The sequence below is a fragment of the Pseudomonas sp. KCJK9000 genome (genome assembly GCF_046230725.1).
GTDB lineage: Bacteria > Pseudomonadota > Gammaproteobacteria > Pseudomonadales > Pseudomonadaceae > Aquipseudomonas > Aquipseudomonas promysalinigenes.
The window spans coordinates 21,482-41,057 of the sequence record NZ_JBJJLN010000031.1; the positions used below are offsets into that span (position 1 = coordinate 21,482).

Here is a 19,576-nt window from a genome sequence, read left to right on the forward strand (position 1 = left end):
GCTCATGGCATCCGCCCGCCGGTGAGGGTGTATTTTCCCGCCAGCTCTGCCGGATCTCGCGGCTGTGCGCGACTTGGAGTCAGATACTCTTGCAGGCCCTGACGAACGCGCTGGATATCGCCGGCCAGACGTTCATAGTCGAAGTAGTACCGCTGGCCAGGTTCGCTGGCGATCGTGGCGCTGCGGCGCGCTGAGTCCTCCAGCGCGTTCAGCTGTCGGATCATCACCTCGATGTTGGCCTGTTCTGATGCACCGGCCGCCTGAGCGCTGGGTATTAGTGAAAAGCCGCCGCTGACGCTGATCAGCGCGCCAAGCAGGATTCGGCGAGGAGATACACGGAGGAGGGATGGCTTGTTCACGGCTGGGCTCTGGCAAGGCTGACTGTGGGCGTCAGAATGCCGAGAGCAGGGGTGGGGGGTGCCTCAAGAAATACTTATCTGAGGTCCTCAGAATTTTTTTCTTGAATGCGGTCACGCTTTGGTGACAGGGATCGATTCACATCGGCGGGGAAATTGAGTAGCTCACACCGATGCAAAATAGCCGAAGTTAAGCCAGGGACGAGGCATACAGAAAAACTGATTTAAGGCGAGTCGTATGCCGTGGAAAGTGAAGCTTAGCTATCGAACTTTCTACGTGATCGTTTCCGAGATGAGATCGCAAGGACAAAGCAGTGCTGGCGGCGGAGCTGCTGCAGCATCAAGCAGAGGTGACTCAATGGAGCTGATCGATATGGGCAGGAAGGCCAACGCTAGGTTGGCCCTGCTCCCAGGATACGATCATGAATCCATGTAGGGAGTCGACTGACCCCTGTTGATCACCATAAATTCTCCCAGCAGACATGCCGAGATTAGCCAATTAGCTCAAGAATCTCCTCCAGGCTTTCTACTGCACGCACGTCCGGTGCGGCGCTGAGAGTGGAAATGGACGGGTTCAGCAGAAAACCTTGGCTGGCCTGCCGCAGCATATTGATGTCATTGAAGGCGTCGCCAACCGCCACGACCTGCTGCCCTTGGGCAAGGGCTTTGTCGACATGCTCTTCCTTCCCCTTGCGTGGGTAGTAGTCGCAGCCCGAGACAAATCCTTCGTCATCAACCGTTAGGCGGTGGCACAAGGTAGTCGGGCCGCCCAGCAAGTGCAGCAGTGGGTCAGCCAATTCATGGAAACAGTCAGAAATGATGTTCACCCGGTAACCCTTGGCTTCCAAGACCTGTAGAAAAGCCAAGGCGCCATTGAAAGGCTTGATCGCCTTAAGGATGCGCTGGAGATCGCTCAAGGTGACTCCATGCTGGCGCAGTAGAACGATGCGCTGGCGCATCAGCGCGTCATAGTCAGGAATTTCCCTAGTCGTAGCAAACAAGTCCCTGATGCCGGTTCGCACCGCAATCGCCGGCCACAACTCGGGCACCAATACTCCTTCGAGGTCGATGCAGGCCAGTTTATCCATGCTGTTCATCAGCGTGCCATCCCAGGGAGTACCAGGCTCACGCCCAGACCGATGAGAATGGTGCCAATCACCTTATCGACGATATGCTGCTTGGCCAGCATGCGCTGGCGCAGGGAGTCGGCCGAAAAAAATAGGGCAACGAAGCTGAACCACACCCAATGTGAGAACGACATGAATAGACCATAGGCGAAGTTGGTCGCCAGGCTGTTGCTGAGCTGCACCACTTGGCTATAAGTAGCTACCACGAACAGCATTGTCTTCGGGTTCAGCGCATTCGTCAGAAAACCCATGGCGAACGACCTACCGTTTGATGGTCGGGGACCAGTGGCGGTACCCACTTGCAATTTTGACTTGCTCGTCAGCGACTTCCAGCCTAGGTATATCAGGTATCCCGCACCAAGGGCTTTCATGGCCGTGAACAGCGCTGGGGAGTGGGTGATGACAAAGGCGATGCCAAGTACGGTATAGAACACGTGTACTTGCACGCCGCAGGCAATCCCGAAGGCAGCCATGAGTCCGCTGCTACGCCCATAGGCGTAACTATTGCGGGTGACCATCGCAAAGTCGGGGCCTGGGCTGATCACTGCAAGGACGGTGATCGCGGCTACCGCTATCAATTCGTTCATGAAAGGAACTCCAAGCGGCATGGGCTAGCCATGCCGCAGTAGCTTTCAGCGTTTGCTGAAGGTGATGACCAGTACATCCCGATAGCCGGGTTGCAGCGTGTCGAGCTTGATGATGGGAGTAACCCCATGCATGGTTTGTTCATCATTGACTATGGCTGCCTCCATCGCTTCGGAGAGTGTGTACTGAGTGAGGGGGCGTTTGTGGCGGTCGAAAATGCTCGTTTCGCCATTAACTACATTCACTCGATTTACCATCATCATGAAGACGAAGTTAACGCCGTCACGATGCACTCCCTCTGGTGTGGGCGAGGCTCCTTGCTCCGAAGCGTTAATGCGGAACTGATGGACCTCAATGTGCCAGGTGTAGTACGGCGCTAAGCGGCTGAATGTCGTGCAGCACAGTTCCAGTGCGGCATTCATTACCTTGTTTTGCGTGATCCCCGCCTCGATCGGGGCGAAGTGCCGGGCGATGTCGCCGTTTAGGGTGTTGTAGGCCAAACTTTGGTAGTGGGGCTGATGAGCTTCAAGCTTCGGAGAGATGCTGCCAGGCGTAGCACTGTATGTCGCATGGCGACGGAAGCGATAAGTGCCACCGTCCCTCATGAACCTGTCTTGCTCCAGGCGGTTCCAACTCTGCTGAAACTCGGCCCAATCCTCCTGGACATCCGGGTCAATGGCGCTGAGTAGGCCTGCGATCTTGCGTGAGGACATTATGGCAAAGTCCTTTTGCGCTACGATTTCACACAGATTCTGTACAGAGTGTTGGCTCGCGAAGTAGAAGTCCTGTTGCTGGGTCTGTATGGTGGCACGTTCCATCGTATCCATCAGTCTATCCTCCATGCTTGTCGAGTGTGGGCTGTGTGCAGCGAGGGGATAATCGCAATCTGGCTGGCTGATTAAAATCGATTTATATTCGTCGTAATCTGTGAGAGATCATCGCCTATATGAAGCTGCCTGCCCTTACGTCTTTCCACTTCTTCACAGTCGCCGCCCAGACCCAGAGCTTCGTTCAGGCTGCCCGCCTGCTCCATGTCACACATGGTGCGGTTAGTCGGCAGGTGAGGCAGTTGGAGGAATCGATTGGCATCGAATTGTTCGAGCGTCGCAACCGGGCCATCTTTCTTAACGACGCGGGTAAGGAGCTTTACAATCTCACCCGTCCCTTCTTTGAACAGCTCGAAGGTGTTCTCCACCGATTGCAGCACGAATCTCGCGAAGAGGTGCTGGTCGTGTCCTGCGAACCCACTATCGCGATGAAATGGCTGATTCCCCGTTTGCCAGATTTCCATGCGTCGCACCCGAATTTGCGGATGCAACTGCTCGCTGCAGGGGGCCCCATCGACTTCGCTCGTTCTGGAGCAGACGTCGCGCTACGTCGAGACGACTTCCACTGGGGTGAGACGATTTACTCCGCGACGATTTGCGAAGAATGGATAGGACCAGTATGCGTCCCGCCTTTGTGGTCTGAGGGTCAACAGTTCGATGGGTTGAGGCTTCTGCGCAGTACGACTCGGCCTTTGGCTTGGGACAATTGGATGAGGCTGGCAAACGTCTCCAAAGCGGGGGCGACTTGGGTGGAATACGAACATTTCTACCTTTGTATCCAGGCAGCTGCGGCGGGTCTGGGCGTCAGTATGGCGTCCTTGCTGATGGTCCAAGATGAACTGAAGTCCGGACAACTTATTGCTCCTTTCGGCTTCAGACGAGACGGTTCACGATATTGCTTACTGGCTCCGCGTCCTTTTAATGACAGCTCCAAATGTAAAATATTCCTTGAATGGATCACCGAGCAGATGGCAGAAACTATTCAACAGTGCGGGGCGTGTTACTAGCTGGCTACGCGCTGCGCTTTTTATCTGGCCTTGAAAGTGTACGGATTGAGTTGCAACCTTCTCGATCAAGGACGGGCAAGCAACGATCACTTGAGACCGTTTGCAGCCTTCCGCGACAGTGTTAATGACGTCGAGATTCTTGATCGACGTGCGGGAGATGATCTTGGCCGGGTCGGTCTCGTTGTACGACAGCAGCTCGAAAATGCCGCCCGGGGCGGTGTACTCCAGGGGGAAGTAGGAGGATGCGGAAGGCTGGACGGGGTCCAGATCGATGAGGAGGGTGCGCAGCCCAGCGTCTGCAGTGAATGCCCCCAGATTGGTGGGCCCAGTGGATTTACCGGTGCCGCCTTTGGTGGAAACCTTACCAGCTCGTTTTGCTTTCTTCGGGTGTGTCATTGCCATGCCTCTAATGTGGATTTCATTAGAGGCTGCGTGCCTAGGCGCTGGAATGTTGCTTAAAACCCCTCCCTAGGTGGAAATTTCTGCCTAGATCCCAATTGTCTTTTAACCAATTGGTCGTAGGTTCGAATCCTACACGACCCACCATACGCAGTAGCCAAAGCCCGCAGCCAGTAATGGTCGCGGGTTTTGTCGTTTCTGGCCCCGTGTTTTGTGTGGCCTGCGAGAGGGGCGCAACGCGCCACTGATGTTCACTCCGCCCACTCGGGGTCGCCGGTGAACACCACGGTAATCCAGCGATCGGGCCCTTCGCCGCCTACCGCCTCGCCAATTTCATTGCGCCATGCGTCCCATTCATCAATAGTTTTTGCGGCCATGGCCTTGGGCACGATGAAATACAACTCGATTTCCCGGGAGCGCCCGACCTTGGCCACATAGGCTCGGTATGACTCCAGCCCGTGGCGTGCAACGAAAGCCCGCGCGACTTCGTCGACATGCAATTTAAGGTCGCCCGGCGTCACCAAGAAAATCTCCGCCAGGGCCTGACGCACCACCGATAGTGGCAGCGGGATGATCACTAAGCACACCAGCGCCAATACTGCCGGGTCGATATAGGGCGATAACCATTGCCATTGCGTGCCCTGGACGGCATAGCCGAAGCAAAATGCGATCAGCAGCGCTGCGGTGATGCTGGCCGACATCACCCAGCCTTTCACGTCCATGCGCACGAAGTCCGAGTTCAATGCACGGTTGGCGCGCTGCTCGACCACCGCGATGGTGGCGCAGGCTATTACCGTCAGCGCCGCGTAGACCATGGCAATGCCAAACTCCAGATGGCGACCGCCCTGCAGTAGGCTGCTGACTGCGTTGATCAGTGCGTAGATGGCAACGCTGCTCAGCAGCATACCGTTGAGCGCCAGTACCATCGGCTCCAGGTGCCAGAAACCCATGGTGAAGCGTTCGCGCAGCTTGCGTGAGAGTTGCAGGCTGGTGGCGTGGGAGGTGATGAGTTTGACCACCACCAGCGACAAGCCACTCATGCTGGCGTCGACCAGTGAATAGACACCGTCGAAGACGATCGAGAACGACCCGGAGGCCAGCCCGAAGCCGATGCCGATCGTGGCGATGAACAGGGTGACGGCAATGGAGGTGCGTAGCAGGCCCTGTTCGCTGTGTATATCGAAGAAGGAGGATCGGGTAGTGCTGTGCATGTGCTGTGCTCGGTAAATGACGCTCTTGCTGTATTGTCTACTCCGGCCTGCTTCGCGGGTGAAACCGCCACCGGTACCGTGCTGCCCGTCAGTGCAGCGATCCGCTTGTGGCAGCAGGTTCAACTTTGATGCAGGCGCCCAGGCCCTTACAGGCTAGACGCGAAACTGTTCCATCAATGCTTGTTGCTGGTTCGCCAGCCGGTTCAGGTCCTGGCTGATCCGCGCCGATTCATCGGCCTGGCCCGACAACGATTCGGTCACATCGCGGATGCCAGCTACGTTGCGGTTCACCTCTTCGGCCACGGCACTTTGCTCTTCGGCTGCCGAAGCGATCTGCAGGTTCATGTCGCTGATCACCGCCACGGCCTCACCAATGCGCTGCAGTGCGGGCAACGCCTGTTCCATGCCCGTGGCGCTTGCCTGAGCCTGGCGTTGCCCCGCATGCATGGCGCCCACCACGTCCTGAGTACCCTGCTGCAACCCTTCGATCACCTGACGTATTTCTTCCACCGACACCTGGGTGCGTTGAGCTAGGCTGCGCACTTCATCGGCAACTACGGCAAAGCCACGGCCGGCCTCGCCTGCACGGGCGGCTTCAATCGCGGCATTGAGTGCCAGTAGGTTGGTCTGTTCGGCAATGGCGCGGATCACCTCCAGTACCGTACCAATCTGCTCGCTGCGCTGCTCCAGCGCGCGCGCTTCGTCCATGGCCTGATCCATGCCGATGGCCAATTGATCGATGCTCTGGCGAGTGCTGGCGATCAACTGCAAGCCCTCCCGGCTGGCCTGATCGGCGCCCCGCGCGGCCTGCGCTGCTTGGGCCGCATTGTGGGCGACGTCCTGGGCGGTGGCGCTCATTTCGTTGGCCGCGGTAGCGACCTGCTCGATTTCGCGCTGTTGCTGTTGCATGCCGTTGCTGGTCTGGCTCGCGATGGCGGCGGACTGGTCGGCGGTACCCCGAGCCTGGAGCACGGAGCCTTTGACTTGGGCGATCACTGGTTGCAGTTTGTCCAGGAAGCGGTTGAACCAGCCCGTCAATTGGCCGAGCTCGTCTTGGCGGGCATAGTCCAGGCGACGGGTGAGGTCGCCTTCACCGCTGGCGATGTCCTCTAGGCGCGCCGCCACCGCAAGAATCGGCCGTGTGACGCCCCGCGCCGTCAGCCACACCAACAACAGGCCGACGACCGCAGCGCTCAGGCCGATCAACAAGCTGGTCAGGTTGGCGCTCTGATTATGGCTGCTCAAGCGCTGATTGAGGGCCAGAGCGGGTGCTTGCAGCACGGCCTCGGGCAGTTCCACCTGCACCTGCCATGGGTTGGCGTCTGGGATGGGAGCGAACGGCTCAGAAACCCGCAGCAGGCCCTGTTGGACTTGCTTGTCGAGCGGCTGGCCCAGCTTGCCAGCGTCGCGACTGTTTCCTGCGAGCAGGCCAGTGGCGCTCACGATGCTGACTTGGCCCTGGCCTTCGAACAGTTCCTTGCGCCCCTCCAGGCTCAATTGCTGAAGGTTATCCAGGCCAATGTCCAGGCCTACCACGCCTACGACCTTGCCGTTTTCCAGCAGTGGCAGGGCGATACTGGTCATCAGTACCTGTTGGCCGTTGACCTCGTCGAGATAGGGTTCCAGCACGCAGGCCCTCGCGGTTTCCTGCGGGCAGGTCAGCCAGCGATTCTTGGCCTGACCGTTGCTGCCGGCGGCGTTGTCGCCCAGCATCGATTCGGGCATCGCTTCGAGTTCCAGAGCGCCTGGGCGAGGCTGAGACCAGTACAACGAGAAGCGCCCTGTTTCGTTGCTTGCATCACTCTGCTGGCCGATGAACTGGCTGTCCAGATGATCCAGCGCATTGGGCTGGAACACCAGATACAAGCCGATCACGTTCGAGTTGCCGGCAAGGCTGGTGCGTGCTTGACGGGTCAGTTCAGCGCGCAGGTCGCTGCCGCCCCTGGCCCTGAGCGCCTGGACCAGGCGAGCGAAGCCGTTGCCGTATTGGTAGGCGTCCATGAAGTAGCGCTGGATCCGCAGTGCCTGGTTTTGCGCGTGGGCCTGCAAGCGCAGGCGCGCACTGTGCTCGAGCATTTCGCTGCTGGCCTGGTTGACCAGTGCTGCGCTGCGCCGAGACTGCGCCAGAGAGCTGGCTACCAGCAACACGACGATGGCCAGCAGGCAGAGGCCGGCGAGCAGGGTGATTTTCCATTGGATGGACAGGCGGCGCAGCAGCATCTGGGGCATTCCTTCTCGGGCAAGTACAACGCCCGCGTTCAGACGCGGGCGTTGGCAGTGGCTCAGGTCATTCGGCAACGTAGTTCGGCGGTGCGACGCGGAACGCCTTGGTCAGCCAAGCCAGGTGCAGCAGCCCGGCGAGCGCCCAGAGGCCGCCGAAGATCAACGAGTGTTCGTTGAGATCGAGCCAGAGCTTGGCAATGATGCAGAAGCCGATGGTCGGCAGTACCAGGTACTTCATCTTGTTCGCCAGCCCCCGGCGGTTGCCTTCGCGCAGGTAGCAGTGGTTGATCACCGACAGGTTGACGAAGCTGAACGCCACCAGTGCGCCGAAGTTGATGATCGAGGTAGCGGTGACGAGGTCGAAGAAGATCGCCGAAAGTGCAATCACGCCGACCACTGCAATGTTCACAACCGGGGTCTTGTAGCGCGCATGCAGGCGGGCGAAGACAGTGCTTGGGATGACGTTGTCCCGGCCCATCACATACAGCAGGCGCGACACGCTGGTCTGCGAAGCCAGGCCCGAGGCGATGGTGTTGATCACCGTGCAGGCGATGAAGATCGACTGGAACAACTTGCCACCCACATACAGCGCAATTTCCGGCAGCGCCGCTTCCGGGTCGTGGAAGCGGGCATTGGTGGGGAAGTAGGCCTGCATGAAATAAGACACAGCGATGAACACCACACCACCGATCAGTGCAGTGAGGAAGATCGCCCGTGGGATGATCTTGCCAGGCTCTTTGGTTTCCTCAGACAGGCAGGTAACGGCGTCGAAGCCCAGGAACGAGAAGCACAGAATGGTCGCGCCGGCAGCCAGCGCACTGAACTGCGTCTGCGAGTCTGCGAAGGGGGTCAGGCTCCAGGTGGTGCCCAGCCCTTCGCCTTGGCCCAGGCCGCGCACGCACAGGTAGATGAACACTGACATGATCGCCAGCTGCACAACCACGAACAACAGGTTGAAATGCGCCACCAGGTTTATGCTACGCATGTTGATCAAGCTGATCAGGGTGACGAAGCCTGCCACCCACATCCACTCAGGCACCTCGGGAAACATGGCCGAAAGGTACAGTTTGGCCAGCAGCGCATTGACCATCGGCAGCAACAGGTAGTCGAGCAGCGAAGCCCAACCGACCATGAAGCCTGCATGCGGGCTGATGGCGCGTTGGGTATAGGTGTAGGCGGAGCCGGACTGCGGGAACCGCCGAACCAGCGTGCCATAGCTCACCGCAGTGAACAGCACACCGGCCAAGGCCAGCAGGTAGGCGCTCGGCACGTGGCCGGAGGTGACGCCGGAGACGATGCCGAACGTGTCGAACACGGTCATGGGCGTCAGGTAAGCCAGGCCGATGATGACTACGTGCCAGAGGCGCAAGGATTTACGGAACTGGCCATTGCCGGTGGCGTTTTGGTCATGCTGCATGCTGGTGTGGCCCCATGTTGTTCACCTTTTTTGTTTGGAGCAGAGATAGGCGCGTGCTAGGCGCCGGCATCAGGCTGGCAGTGCCTTGGCGAGGAGGTTGAAGCGTGCGGGCAGGGGCATCCGAGCATCTTGACGGCGCGACTTTTTCTTCTTCGTGGATCGGGCGCTGAGCGAGGTGGTGAAAATAAAAAACGATTGATAGCAGGGCGTCAAGTTAAACATGACAAAATGTTGCTATCTCGAGATTTTTATCGATTAGATGGCTGAAATGTTCAATTTTTGTGCGTTTATCTGCGTTTTTGATCGTCTTTTGTGTCCGTAAAAATTAACAAATGGGCGCGGTGAAATGCCGATTCAGAACATTCTCAAATAATGGATGATGCCGTCTCGGCCGCCACCATGAGGGGGATAGGGTGATATTCTCTGGCCCCAGTGCGGCACAGGCCGCAAATTCGCCCATATGGACATCGATCGGTTCTATTCATGAAGAAATCAGTAGGCATTCTCTGCGGCCTGGCCATTGCCATAGCCGGCATCACCACCGCTGGCGCCTGGTACACCGGTAAGCAGCTGCCTGAGCAGCTCGATGAGGCGGTCAGCCGCAGCAACGAGCAGCTCAAGCGAGCGCTGGTCAACTATGGCGGTAGCATGACCGTCGAGCTGGTCGCGCTCGATCGGCACTGGTTCAGCAGCTCTGCGCAGTACCGCCTCAAGGCCAAGGACATCAACCTTGGTCATGGCGAGATCGTCAGTTTCGACCTGGGAGTGACCGATCAGATCGAGCACGGTCCCTTCCCCTGGTCCCGAGTCAAGGCATTTAAACTGCTGCCGGTAATGGCGGTGAGCAATAGCCGCCTGCAGAAGGACGAGCTCACCGCACCGTGGTTCGCTGCGGCGGGTGAGCAGTCGCCGGTCAGTGCCCATACCAGCTTGGGTTACATGGGGGATGTCGACAGCAGCATCACCTTTGCGCCGCTCCAACGCAACGAGGCCAATGGCAGCAGCCTGAACTTCTCGGGCATGACCCTGCAGGTCAGCGGTGATCAGCAGGGTAAGGCGTCAACCTTCCATGGCAGTGCAGATCGCCTGGAGATGAAGCTGGTCGGCGATGACCATCCGCCCGCCACTTTCGAGCTTTCGGGGCTGAAGGTCGGCGGCAACCTGGCGGCCAGCAAGCATGATGCCGTGTACGTCGGCAATGTCGACCTGCTGCTGGCCGAGGCCAAGGCAACCCTGGGCGCCAGGCAACAGCAACTGGTACTTAAGGGTATCGAACAGAACCTGCTGCAGACTGTGGATGGCCCTGACACAGTGGGTGGTCGTGCGGATTATCGGGTGGCTGATATCACTTGGGATGGCCGTGCGGTTGGCAGCTTGCAGATGGGGGTGAGCCTCAAGTCGCTCAATGCCCCAGCTTTGCAGTCGCTGTCGCAGTGGTATCAGGCCCACTTGCCGGAGTTCGAAGCGGCCCAGGCTGCCGGTCAGCCGGTGCCGGTGATTCCGATGGACGAAACGGAAAAGGCCAAATTCCAGGGTGACCTGCGGCAGTTGCTGGCGTCCAAGCCCAAACTGGCCATTGAAAACCTGGCGCTGCGCACCGCCAATGGTGAGAGCCATTTCGACTTGTCGATGGATTTTGCCGACCCGGCATCGTTCGACTTGCCGCCTGATGAGTTGAGTAAGCAATTGATCACCGAGGTCAAGAGCAAGCTTTCCCTATCCAAGCCGATGATCGGTGACCTGGCTACATTGCAAGCGCTGCTGGAAGGCCAAACCGATGCCCAGGCGATTGCCGCGCAATCTAGCCAGGCCGGTGAAATGGTCGGGTTGATGGCCTTGCAAAGTGGTCTGGCCACCGTACAGGGCAATGATGTAGTGGCAAGCCTTCACTACGCCGATGGCATGGTCGACTTCAATGGCAAGAAAATGACCGTCGAGCAGTTCGCCATGCTGCTGGCAGCGCATTTTGCCGCGATGCAACCGCAAGACTGAGGCAATAAGGTGTGTAGGCTTGTTCGCGGCTAAAGCCGCTCCATAGGCAGGGCGCTCCCTCGGGGAGCTGCCCGAGCCTTGAAGAGGCCGGCACAACCCTGCAAAAACCACTTTTGAATTCCCCTGTTTGGCTGTAGCCTTCGGCGTCCGATAATAATCCGCGCCCGCAGAGGGCCGTGGCGGTGTGTCTGCCGCCCGGCATCCTTAGCCGATCTGCCAGGGCCGGGTGGTACACTCGATTCGACGCGCACGCGCGCCCGCAGGTCCAGCGATCATGACCCAGATTTCCGAACGCCTTTTGGTTCAGGCTCACCTCGACGCCAAGCAGCCCAACCCGCTGACTGCCGAGCAGGAGGCCGAATATCGTGCGGCCATCGCTGCCGAGCTCAAAGCGCAGAATGCGGTATTGGTGGCCCATTATTACTGCGACCCGGTCATTCAGGCGCTGGCCGAAGAAACCGGCGGGTGCGTGTCCGACTCGTTGGAAATGGCCCGCTTCGGCAAAAATTACCCGGCCGAGACGGTGATCGTCGCCGGTGTGCGTTTCATGGGCGAAACCGCCAAGATTCTCACGCCGCAAAAGCGTGTATTGATGCCAACCCTCGAAGCGACCTGTTCCCTCGATCTGGGTTGCCCGGTAGAAGAGTTTTCTGCCTTCTGCGATCAGCACCCCGAGCGTACCGTGGTGGTGTATGCCAATACCTCCGCCGCGGTCAAGGCGCGGGCCGATTGGGTGGTGACATCCAGCTGCGCGCTGGAAATCGTCGAAAGCCTGATGGACAACGGTGAGACCATCATCTGGGGGCCGGACCAGCACTTGGGCCGCTATATCCAGAAGCAAACCGGTGCCGACATGCTGCTGTGGGACGGTGCCTGCATCGTCCACGAAGAGTTCAAATCACGCCAATTGGCCGATATGAAGGCGCTGTACCCGGATGCCGCCATTCTGGTGCACCCGGAGTCCCCAGAAGCGGTGATCGAGCTGGCCGATGCGGTGGGCTCCACCAGCCAACTGATCAACGCGGCGCAGACGCTACCGAACAAGACCTTCATCGTCGCCACCGACCGCGGCATCTTCTACAAGATGCAGCAGTTGTGCCCTGACAAGGCGTTCGTCGAGGCGCCGACCGCCGGTAACGGTGCGGCGTGCCGCAGTTGTGCGCACTGCCCGTGGATGGCGATGAACACCTTGGAGCGCGTGCTCGATTGCCTGCGCAACGGGACCAATGAGATTTTCGTCGACCCGGCGCTGGTGCCCAAGGCGATCAAGCCGCTGAACCGCATGCTGGACTTCACCCAGGCTGCACGCCTGAAGTTGTCCGGTAACGCCTGATAGTGCAGGGGCGCGATGCGCCCCCTTTGCATCCTAGCGCCCCATCATTTCCTGAACCATGCGCCGTTGCTCCATGATCTCGCGCTGGCGCTGGTCGATCTGCGAAGCCAGCGGGAAATTGCTGCCGGCCCGACGCTTGGCATAATCGAGCTGCTGAATAGCCTGGTCGAAATCCCCCACCAATGTGAAATATTCCGCGCGCGCCCGGTGCAAGCCGATGGTATTGCCGGATAAGCCGCGTACTTCAGCCATGTCGTACCACACGTCCGGGTCATCTGGCCGGCTCTTGAGCAGGTCGTCCAGCACTTTTTCGGCGTCAGCCGGCTTGTTCTGTTTCACCAGCAGGTCGGCGCGCACCTGTTTGAGCGGGTAGTTGCCTGGATACAGCCCCTGCATGCGGGTAGCGCGCTGTTGGGCGTCGGCCAAGCGATTGTTGGTGATGTCCAGATCAATTTGCGCCAGGTTGTAGGTAATGTCGTTCGGCGCTTTGGCTAGCAAAGGTTTGAGGTTTTCCCGTGCTTCGTTGAGTTGGCCACCCTTGATCTGAGCCAAGGCCAAGCCATAGCGGGCCGCGTCCAGTTTCGGGTCCTCGTCGAGCTGAGCGCGAAAGCGCTTGGCTGCCAGGCCAGGCGTTTCTTCATAGGTAAGGGCCACGCGGGCACGGATCAGTTGGTAACGCGCACTGTCCTCGATGCCCCCTTTGGGGGCCTGTTCGGCACGGTTGCGGGTGTCGGCGATACGCGACTCGGTCACCGGGTGCGTCAGCAGGAACTCCGGTGGCTTGGCACCGTAGCGATATTGCTGGGCCAGGCGCTCGAACATGGTTGGCATGTTACGGGGGTCGTAACCGGCCTTTTCCAGGTTCTGGATGCCGACGCGGTCTGCTTCCTGCTCGTTCTGGCGCGAAAAACGCCGTTGTTCCTGAATGGCAGCAGCCTGAGTGCCGGCAATCATACCGATGCCGGCATCGCCTGCACCACCGGCCGCCAGCACGATGCCAGCCAGCAGCGCAGCCATCATCGGCAATTGCATACGTTGCTGTGCTTCGACGCCGCGGGCGAAATGGCGTTGGGACAAGTGCGCCAGTTCGTGGGCCAATACCGAGGCATACTCGCCTTCGGTTCTGGCGTTTAGGAACAGGCCACCGTTGACGCCGACGATGCCGCCAGGCGCTGCGAAGGCGTTGAGTTCGCGGCTGTCGATGAGGATGAATTCAAGGCGCCGGTCCTGCAACTGGCTGGTTTCGGCCAGGCGGTAGACGGTGGATTCGACGTAGTCCTTGAGCTGCGGGTCGTTCAGCTGCCGGACTTGCCCGCGCAGCAGGCTTAGCCAGGCGCGGCCGAGGTCGTGCTCCTGTTTCGGTGAAACGATCGCGGAGCTGGCGTCGCCCAGCGACGGCAAGTCATCGGCATGGCCGGGCAGGGCCATCAGGCAGGCCAGCGCCAGCAGGGTGGGGCGCAGTAGATTCATGCACAAGCTCGCGTCGATCAAAAAAGCCTTACTGTAGCCGGGTCGCGCGTGCCCGACCAGTGGCGGTATGCTACCGGCCATTTTCCGTAATCTACGCCCCCGCTCTGGAGATGCGCCCGATGAGTGATACCCTGACCTGCGACGCCGAACTCGATGCCAGCGGGCTCAATTGCCCGCTGCCACTGCTCAAGGCAAAGATGGAACTCAACCGCCTGGCCAGCGGGGCGGTACTCAAGGTCACCGCCACCGATGCAGGTTCCCAGCGCGACTTCCGCACTTTCGCTCAACTGGCCGGTCATACGCTGCTGCACGAAACGGCCGAGGCCGGTACCTACACCTACTGGCTGCGCAAGGCCTGAGCCCACCCAAGGATCGTCAATGTTCAAAGTGCTTCGCGACTGGATAGAGCGCTACTTTTCCGATGAGGAAGCGGTGGTGCTGGCGGTCTTGCTGTTCCTGGCTTTCACGGTGGTACTCACCCTGGGCGGCATGCTGGCCCCGGTGCTGGCGGGCATGGTTCTGGCCTTTCTCATGCAGGGCCTGGTCAACGCGCTGGAGCGCCTGCGGGTGCCGACCCGGCTGGCCGTGATGCTGGTATTCGCGCTTTTCATGGGGGCGTTGGCGGTGTTCATGCTGGTGCTGGTGCCGCTGCTTTGGCATCAGCTGATTACGCTGTTCAACGAACTGCCTGGGATGCTGGGCAAATGGCAGTCGCTGTTGCTGTTGCTGCCTGAGCGCTATCCGCACCTGGTGTCTGACGAGCAGGTGTTGCATGCGATCGAATCGGTTCGCGGCGAAATTGGCAAGTTCGGCCAATGGGCGCTGACCTTTTCGCTGTCCAGCCTGCCGCTGCTGGTCAACGCGATGATCTACCTGGTGCTGGTGCCGATCCTGGTGTTCTTTTTCCTCAAGGACCGCGAGTTGATCGGGCGCTGGGTCAGTGGTTACCTGCCGCGCCAGCGCACTTTGCTCAACCGGGTGGGCAGCGAGATGAATCGGCAGATTGCCAATTACATTCGGGGCAAGGGCATCGAAATCCTGATCTGCGGCATTGCCACTTACATCGCCTTCATTACCCTCGGGCTGAACTACGCGGCTTTGCTGGCGTTGCTGGTGGGGTTGTCGGTGGTGGTGCCTTATGTCGGGGCAGTGGTGGTGACCGTGCCGGTCACGCTGATTGCGCTGTTCCAGTGGGGATGGGGCGACCAGTTCATTTTGTTGATGACGGTGTATGCGATTATCCAGGCACTGGACGGCAATGTGCTGGTACCGCTGCTGTTCTCCGAGGCCGTGAGCCTGCACCCGGTGGCGATCATCTGCGCGGTACTGCTGTTTGGCGGGTTGTGGGGCTTCTGGGGGATCTTCTTCGCGATCCCGCTGGCGACCTTGATCAAGGCTGTACTGGATGCCTGGCCGCGGCACGAGCCGAGTGTTTCACCGATGCTTTGAAGTGTGCAGCGCTGGCGTCTTCGCAGGTGAAGCCGCACCCACTGACCTTGGTGTGGGCGTTCAGCCGCGAAGAGGCCGGCGCTTGGTTCAAGCCTTGTGCAGCGCTTGAGCAGCAGCCAGCACCGCATCCACATGGCCGGGCACTTTCACGCCACGCCATTGCTGGCGCAGTACGCCGTCCTTGTCGATCAAAAACGTGCTGCGGTCCACGCCCAGGTATTCCTTGCCGTACAGCTTCTTGAGCTTGATCACGTCGAACAGCTGGCAAAGCGCCTCGTCCTTGTCGCTGATCAGCTCGAACGGGAAGGCTTGTTTGGCTTTGAAGTTCTCGTGCGACTTGATGCCATCGCGAGATACGCCGAAGACCAGAGTATTGGCGGCAGCAAAGGCTTCATGCTGGTCGCGAAAGCCTTGGCCTTCGGTGGTGCAGCCTGGGGTGCTGTCCTTGGGATAGAAGTACAGCACCACCTGGCGGCCCTTGAGCTCGGCCAGGCTGATAGTCTGGCCGCTGGTGGCCTGAGCCTTGAAGTCGGCGACGGGATGGTCGATTTCTACAGCCATGGCGGGTTTCCTTACATGGGGTTTTGTGGACGCCATGGCTCGATCAGCGCGTCGAGGTTCAGGGCGTCGGCGAAGTCCAGGAACTGGTCGCGCAGCCAGCTGATCTGCGTGCCGGCCGGCAGGATCACGGTGAATTGCGCATTGAGCATGCTGCTGCCGGTCTGCGGCGCCAGGTAGGTGTCGCAGGTCATGGCTTCGAGCTCGACGCGGTGGTCGAGGAAGAACTGGCACAGCTCGTTGATGATATCCGGGCGGTAGGCGGCGCTGACGTAGGCCACATAAGGCAGGGCCTGCGGACGCACCTCCTGGTCGGCGCTGCGCACCACATCGAGGGTCAAACCGTGCTTCTTGCCCAGGCTCGGCAGCATGGCTTCAAGGCGTGCGAGGGCGTCCCAGCTGCCGCCTACCTGCAGCACCAAAGCGCTGGTCTCGCCGTGGCGGCTCAGGCGCGAGGTGACCACCGCGCAGCGGTTTTCGAAGGCGGCGCGGCTGAGAACGTTGGCCAGTTCCATGGGATTGGGGCCCAGGGCACTGATGACGAGGAATTGTTCACGGACGGTGGGGGTGGACATGCAGCATTCCTAAAGCGATGAGCGGTCGGTGCAGGACGGGCGAAAGCCTCCTGTCGGCAGAGCCCGGGGCTCGCATGCGAGGACGTGGACACTGGCCGGGGAGCATGGTCGACGGCCCGGCGGGCCGCGCTGCACCGATCAAAGGATCAAGGGTAGCGAAATAAGGCGCCGAGGGGAATGCTCCGCCCGCCTGCTTCGCTTGTGCAAGGTCGATGCCCCCAGTACCATTACCGCTCTCTTTTTCCGGCAGGAGCAGTTACATGATTGCGGGCAGTATGGTGGCGTTGGTCACACCCATGGATGCACAAGGGCGTCTGGACTGGGGCAGCCTCGACAAACTTGTAGACTTCCACCTGGAAAACGGCACCCACGCGATCGTCGCTGTCGGCACTACCGGTGAGTCGGCCACGCTCGACGTCGAAGAGCACATCCTGGTCATCAAGCATGTGGTCGAGCGCGTCAAGCACAGCAAAAAGCCGATCCCGGTCATCGCCGGCACCGGTGCCAACTCCACCGCCGAAGCCGTGCACCTGACCCAGAACGCCAAGAACGCTGGCGCCGATGCCTGCCTGCTGGTGGTGCCGTACTACAACAAGCCGACCCAGGAAGGCCTGTACCAGCACTTCAAGCACATCGCCGAAGCCGTCGACATCCCGCAGATCCTCTACAACGTGCCTGGCCGCACCTCGTGCGACATGCAGGCCGAGACCGTGATCCGTCTGTCGAAGGTCAAGAACATCATTGGGATCAAGGAAGCCACCGGCGATCTGGCCCGCGCCAAAGCGATCCTCGAAGGTGTCGACAAGGACTTCATCGTCATGTCCGGTGACGACCCGACCGCCGTCGAGCTGATCCTGATGGGCGGCAAGGGCAACATCTCGGTCACCGCCAACGTCGCCCCGCGCGAAATGGCCGACCTGTGCGAGGCCGCCCTTGAGGGCAATGCCGAGAAGGCCCGCGCAATCAACGAAAAACTCATGCCGCTGCACAAAGACCTGTTCTGCGAAGCCAACCCGATCCCTGTGAAGTGGGCGCTGGTGGAAATGGGCCTGATGCAAAAAGGCATTCGCCTGCCACTGACCTGGCTGAGCGAAGGCTGCCACGAAAAAGTCCGTACTGCCTTGCGCCAGTCCGGCGTACTGGTTTAAGAGGAAGTACACCGCATGAAGCGACTGGCTGGTCTTTCCGCGCTTGCCCTGATCATCTCCAGCACCAGTGGGTGTGGCTGGCTGTGGGGCGAGGATGGCTATTTCCGTGACCGCGGCAGCGATTACCTGCAGGCGCACCCGACTGCACCGATGCAATTGCCACCGGATGCGGCCAACGTCAAACGCCTCGACCCGTTGCTGCCAATTCCGCGCAACGTCGCCGACGACAGCGTCACTGGCGAGTTCGAGGTGCCGCGTCCACAACCCCTGAGTGCCGGCGTCGAAGCCAGCGACTACACACTGCAGCGCAGTGGCAGCAGCCGCTGGGTACTGGCTCAGCACTCACCGGCCGAAGTGTGGCCGGTGGCGCACCAGTTCTTCGAGGACAATGGCTTCCGTATTGCTGAAGAGCGCCCGCAGACTGGTGAATTCAACACCACTTGGCAGCGTTTCGACGAGCTCTCGGCGTCGCTCGGCCAGCGTCTGGCGAGCACCGCCAGTAGCGGCGACAGCGAAGTGCGTGTGCGTGTGCGCATCGAGCCTGGCGTGCAGCGCAACACCTCCGAGGTGTACATCGTCAGCGTCGAGCGCCCGGCCGGTAGCACTGCCGACCCTGCGTTCCCGTCCACTTCCGCAAACACCGGCGCCGATGCGCTGCTGGTCGACGAAATGCTCGCCAGCATGAGCCGCAGCGCCGAGAAGGGCGGTTCGGTATCGTTGCTGGCAGCGCGTGATTTCGACGCCCCTAGCCGGGTCAGCCTGAGCGAAGACGGTAGCGGCAACCCTGTGTTGTTCCTGGGCTCCGACCTGGACCGTGCCTGGTCCGGTGTGGGGCGTGCGCTTGAGCAGGGTGGCCAGTGGCGGGTTGAGGACATCAACCGCAGCCTGGGCCTGTACTACATCAACCTGTCGGAAAAGCCCGAGGACAAGCAGAACGAGCCAGGCTTCTTCAGCCGCCTGTTCGGCAGTGCCCCGACCAAGGAAGAGCGTGAAGCCCGCGCCGAGCGCTATCAGGTACGCCTGAGCAAGGTTGGCGAGAGCGTGCAGGTCACCGTCGAGAAGAACATCAACACCGTGGCCCCGGCCGATGTCGCCCGCCGTGTGCTGAGCGCCATTCAGGACCACCTGGGTTAAGTGCGCTTCGCGGTACTTGGAAGCGGCAGCCAGGGAAATGGCACGCTGATCGCCAGTGGTGACACCTTCATCCTGGTCGATTGCGGTTTTTCCCTGCGTGAAACCGAGCGGCGCCTGGCGTTGCTCGGCGTTTCGGCGGCCCAGTTGAGTGCCGTGCTGGTGACCCACGAACATGCCGACCACGTGCATGGGGTGGGGTTGCTTTCGCGGCGCTACAATGTACCGGTCTACCTCAGCCAGGGCACATTGCGCGGCATGCGCAAGCCGGTGGAGGTGGCCGGTTTTCTCGCTTGTGGCGAGCGGTTGCAGGTTGGCGCGCTGCAAGTGAGCGCGGCTCGGGTCGAGCACGACGCTTACGAGCCCTTGCAGTACGTGATCAGTGATGGGCGTCGGCGGTTCGGCATGCTGACCGACCTTGGCTCGTACGATGCGCGGCTGCTCGAGCGTTATCAGGGCCTGGATGCACTGCTGATCGAAGCCAACCACTGCCGTGACCTGCTTGCACGTGGTCATTACCCTGCCTTTCTCAAGCAGCGGGTAGGTGGCATGCACGGACATTTGAACAACCATCAGGCCGCGCGCCTGGTGCAGGAGTTGGGCTGGAGCACCCTGCAGCACCTGGTGCTGGCCCACCTCAGCAGCAAGAACAACCTGCCACATCTGGCCCGCCAATGCTTCGTCGACACCCTAGGGTGCGACCCGGCCTGGCTCCAGGTGGCTAATCAGGAACACGGGCTCGACTGGCGCGAAATCGCCTAGCCCAAC

Annotated in this window: 19 protein-coding genes and 1 pseudogene; 8 read left to right on the forward strand and 12 right to left on the reverse strand. The window is 60.2% G+C overall.

All coding sequences use genetic code 11. The features are described from left to right. Positions 1 to 2 precede the first annotated feature (2 nt). The 4 genes from ACK59H_RS14875 to ACK59H_RS14890 form a co-directional block, all read right to left on the reverse strand. Complete coding sequence (locus tag ACK59H_RS14875; RefSeq protein ID WP_028690570.1) at positions 3 to 320, reverse strand: RAQPRD family integrative conjugative element protein; 318 nt, start codon at positions 318 to 320, stop codon at positions 3 to 5. 527 nt (positions 321 to 847) lie between these two features. Then, entirely contained in the window at positions 848 to 1,453 is a 606-nt protein-coding gene (gene thrH, locus ACK59H_RS14880) for a bifunctional phosphoserine phosphatase/homoserine phosphotransferase ThrH (protein ID WP_409264585.1), read from the reverse strand. Then, on the reverse strand, positions 1,453 to 2,070 hold the full coding sequence (locus ACK59H_RS14885; protein ID WP_060478870.1) for a LysE family translocator: 618 nt from the start codon (positions 2,068 to 2,070) through the stop codon (positions 1,453 to 1,455). The genes thrH and ACK59H_RS14885 overlap by 1 nt, the downstream gene beginning before the upstream one ends. 45 nt (positions 2,071 to 2,115) lie before the next feature. After that, positions 2,116 to 2,895 carry a 2OG-Fe dioxygenase family protein gene (locus ACK59H_RS14890; RefSeq protein ID WP_060478871.1) on the reverse strand — a complete coding sequence of 260 codons (780 nt, stop codon included), beginning with the start codon at positions 2,893 to 2,895 and terminating at the stop codon, positions 2,116 to 2,118. A 119-nt stretch (positions 2,896 to 3,014) separates the two neighbouring features. On the opposite strand from ACK59H_RS14890, the gene ACK59H_RS14895 reads away from it, so the two are divergent. Continuing rightward, positions 3,015 to 3,902, forward strand: coding sequence for a LysR substrate-binding domain-containing protein (locus tag ACK59H_RS14895; RefSeq protein WP_081016663.1), 888 nt, complete (start codon positions 3,015 to 3,017; stop codon positions 3,900 to 3,902). On the opposite strand, the gene ACK59H_RS14900 is transcribed toward ACK59H_RS14895, so the two are convergent. The 5 genes and pseudogenes from ACK59H_RS14900 to ACK59H_RS14920 all read right to left on the reverse strand — a co-directional run bounded on the left by ACK59H_RS14900 (position 3,795) and on the right by ACK59H_RS14920 (position 9,152). Then, positions 3,795 to 4,298: a ParA family protein gene (locus ACK59H_RS14900; protein ID WP_081016664.1), complete on the reverse strand. Its 504-nt coding sequence runs from the start codon at positions 4,296 to 4,298 to the stop codon at positions 3,795 to 3,797. The two genes, ACK59H_RS14895 and ACK59H_RS14900, sit on opposite strands and share 108 nt — an antisense overlap. Positions 4,299 to 4,552: 254 nt before the next feature. Then, on the reverse strand, positions 4,553 to 5,512 hold the full coding sequence (locus ACK59H_RS14905; RefSeq protein WP_409264586.1) for a cation diffusion facilitator family transporter: 960 nt from the start codon (positions 5,510 to 5,512) through the stop codon (positions 4,553 to 4,555). A gap of 153 nt (positions 5,513 to 5,665) precedes the next feature. Continuing rightward, the gene (locus ACK59H_RS14910) at positions 5,666 to 6,421 is read right to left on the reverse strand and encodes a methyl-accepting chemotaxis protein (protein WP_371326778.1); all 756 of its coding nucleotides are present in this window, start codon (positions 6,419 to 6,421) and stop codon (positions 5,666 to 5,668) included. A gap of 102 nt (positions 6,422 to 6,523) precedes the next feature. Then, positions 6,524 to 7,741 (reverse strand): annotated as a pseudogene (locus ACK59H_RS14915) (HAMP domain-containing protein); the annotation flags it as partial. 58 nt (positions 7,742 to 7,799) lie between these two features. Continuing rightward, positions 7,800 to 9,152, reverse strand: coding sequence for an APC family permease (locus ACK59H_RS14920; RefSeq protein WP_060478875.1), 1,353 nt, complete (start codon positions 9,150 to 9,152; stop codon positions 7,800 to 7,802). Positions 9,153 to 9,635: 483 nt separating this feature from the next. Here ACK59H_RS14920 and ACK59H_RS14925 point away from each other — a divergent pair, with 483 nt between their 5' ends. Beyond that, positions 9,636 to 11,144, forward strand: coding sequence for a YdgA family protein (locus tag ACK59H_RS14925; protein WP_409264587.1), 1,509 nt, complete (start codon positions 9,636 to 9,638; stop codon positions 11,142 to 11,144). 274 nt (positions 11,145 to 11,418) lie between these two features. Continuing rightward, positions 11,419 to 12,477, forward strand: a complete 1,059-nt coding sequence (nadA, locus tag ACK59H_RS14930) for a quinolinate synthase NadA (protein WP_409264588.1) — start codon at positions 11,419 to 11,421, stop codon at positions 12,475 to 12,477. Between the two features lie 33 nt (positions 12,478 to 12,510). Here nadA and ACK59H_RS14935 read toward each other — a convergent pair whose 3' ends face one another. Then, positions 12,511 to 13,947: a M48 family metalloprotease gene (locus ACK59H_RS14935; protein ID WP_186478669.1), complete on the reverse strand. Its 1,437-nt coding sequence runs from the start codon at positions 13,945 to 13,947 to the stop codon at positions 12,511 to 12,513. 119 nt (positions 13,948 to 14,066) lie between these two features. On the opposite strand from ACK59H_RS14935, the gene ACK59H_RS14940 reads away from it, so the two are divergent. Continuing rightward, complete coding sequence (locus tag ACK59H_RS14940; protein WP_060478878.1) at positions 14,067 to 14,306, forward strand: sulfurtransferase TusA family protein; 240 nt, start codon at positions 14,067 to 14,069, stop codon at positions 14,304 to 14,306. 19 nt (positions 14,307 to 14,325) lie between these two features. Next, entirely contained in the window at positions 14,326 to 15,396 is a 1,071-nt protein-coding gene (locus tag ACK59H_RS14945) for an AI-2E family transporter (protein WP_060478879.1), read from the forward strand. Between the two features lie 87 nt (positions 15,397 to 15,483). On the opposite strand, the gene ACK59H_RS14950 is transcribed toward ACK59H_RS14945, so the two are convergent. Then, complete coding sequence (locus tag ACK59H_RS14950; RefSeq protein ID WP_060478880.1) at positions 15,484 to 15,957, reverse strand: peroxiredoxin; 474 nt, start codon at positions 15,955 to 15,957, stop codon at positions 15,484 to 15,486. Between the two features lie 11 nt (positions 15,958 to 15,968). Then, positions 15,969 to 16,529 (reverse strand): glycine cleavage system protein R, encoded by a 561-nt coding sequence (locus tag ACK59H_RS14955; protein WP_009682012.1) that lies wholly within the window; start codon positions 16,527 to 16,529, stop codon positions 15,969 to 15,971. 260 nt (positions 16,530 to 16,789) lie between these two features. Between ACK59H_RS14955 and dapA the strand changes: the two genes are divergently transcribed. From dapA to ACK59H_RS14970, 3 genes are read left to right on the forward strand one after another with little or no spacing between them, the layout of a single operon-like run. Beyond that, positions 16,790 to 17,677 (forward strand): 4-hydroxy-tetrahydrodipicolinate synthase, encoded by an 888-nt coding sequence (gene dapA / locus ACK59H_RS14960; protein ID WP_060478881.1) that lies wholly within the window; start codon positions 16,790 to 16,792, stop codon positions 17,675 to 17,677. A gap of 15 nt (positions 17,678 to 17,692) precedes the next feature. Continuing rightward, on the forward strand, positions 17,693 to 18,811 hold the full coding sequence (gene bamC, locus ACK59H_RS14965; RefSeq protein ID WP_060478882.1) for an outer membrane protein assembly factor BamC: 1,119 nt from the start codon (positions 17,693 to 17,695) through the stop codon (positions 18,809 to 18,811). Beyond that, positions 18,812 to 19,570, forward strand: a complete 759-nt coding sequence (locus ACK59H_RS14970; protein ID WP_060478883.1) for an MBL fold metallo-hydrolase — start codon at positions 18,812 to 18,814, stop codon at positions 19,568 to 19,570. The last annotated feature ends 6 nt before the right edge of the window (positions 19,571 to 19,576 follow it).

Coding starts and splice junctions, on each gene's coding strand:
- thrH (WP_409264585.1), bottom strand. CDS start 1,453: ATGAACAGCATGGATAAACTGGCCTGCATCGACCTCGAAGGAGTATTG.
- ACK59H_RS14885 (WP_060478870.1), bottom strand. CDS start 2,070: ATGAACGAATTGATAGCGGTAGCCGCGATCACCGTCCTTGCAGTGATC.
- ACK59H_RS14890 (WP_060478871.1), bottom strand. CDS start 2,895: ATGGATACGATGGAACGTGCCACCATACAGACCCAGCAACAGGACTTC.
- ACK59H_RS14895 (WP_081016663.1), top strand. CDS start 3,015: ATGAAGCTGCCTGCCCTTACGTCTTTCCACTTCTTCACAGTCGCCGCC.
- ACK59H_RS14900 (WP_081016664.1), bottom strand. CDS start 4,298: ATGACACACCCGAAGAAAGCAAAACGAGCTGGTAAGGTTTCCACCAAA.
- ACK59H_RS14905 (WP_409264586.1), bottom strand. CDS start 5,512: ATGCACAGCACTACCCGATCCTCCTTCTTCGATATACACAGCGAACAG.
- ACK59H_RS14910 (WP_371326778.1), bottom strand. CDS start 6,421: ATGCAACAGCAACAGCGCGAAATCGAGCAGGTCGCTACCGCGGCCAAC.
- ACK59H_RS14920 (WP_060478875.1), bottom strand. CDS start 9,152: ATGCAGCATGACCAAAACGCCACCGGCAATGGCCAGTTCCGTAAATCC.
- ACK59H_RS14925 (WP_409264587.1), top strand. CDS start 9,636: ATGAAGAAATCAGTAGGCATTCTCTGCGGCCTGGCCATTGCCATAGCC.
- nadA (WP_409264588.1), top strand. CDS start 11,419: ATGACCCAGATTTCCGAACGCCTTTTGGTTCAGGCTCACCTCGACGCC.
- ACK59H_RS14935 (WP_186478669.1), bottom strand. CDS start 13,947: ATGAATCTACTGCGCCCCACCCTGCTGGCGCTGGCCTGCCTGATGGCC.
- ACK59H_RS14940 (WP_060478878.1), top strand. CDS start 14,067: ATGAGTGATACCCTGACCTGCGACGCCGAACTCGATGCCAGCGGGCTC.
- ACK59H_RS14945 (WP_060478879.1), top strand. CDS start 14,326: ATGTTCAAAGTGCTTCGCGACTGGATAGAGCGCTACTTTTCCGATGAG.
- ACK59H_RS14950 (WP_060478880.1), bottom strand. CDS start 15,957: ATGGCTGTAGAAATCGACCATCCCGTCGCCGACTTCAAGGCTCAGGCC.
- ACK59H_RS14955 (WP_009682012.1), bottom strand. CDS start 16,529: ATGTCCACCCCCACCGTCCGTGAACAATTCCTCGTCATCAGTGCCCTG.
- dapA (WP_060478881.1), top strand. CDS start 16,790: ATGATTGCGGGCAGTATGGTGGCGTTGGTCACACCCATGGATGCACAA.
- bamC (WP_060478882.1), top strand. CDS start 17,693: ATGAAGCGACTGGCTGGTCTTTCCGCGCTTGCCCTGATCATCTCCAGC.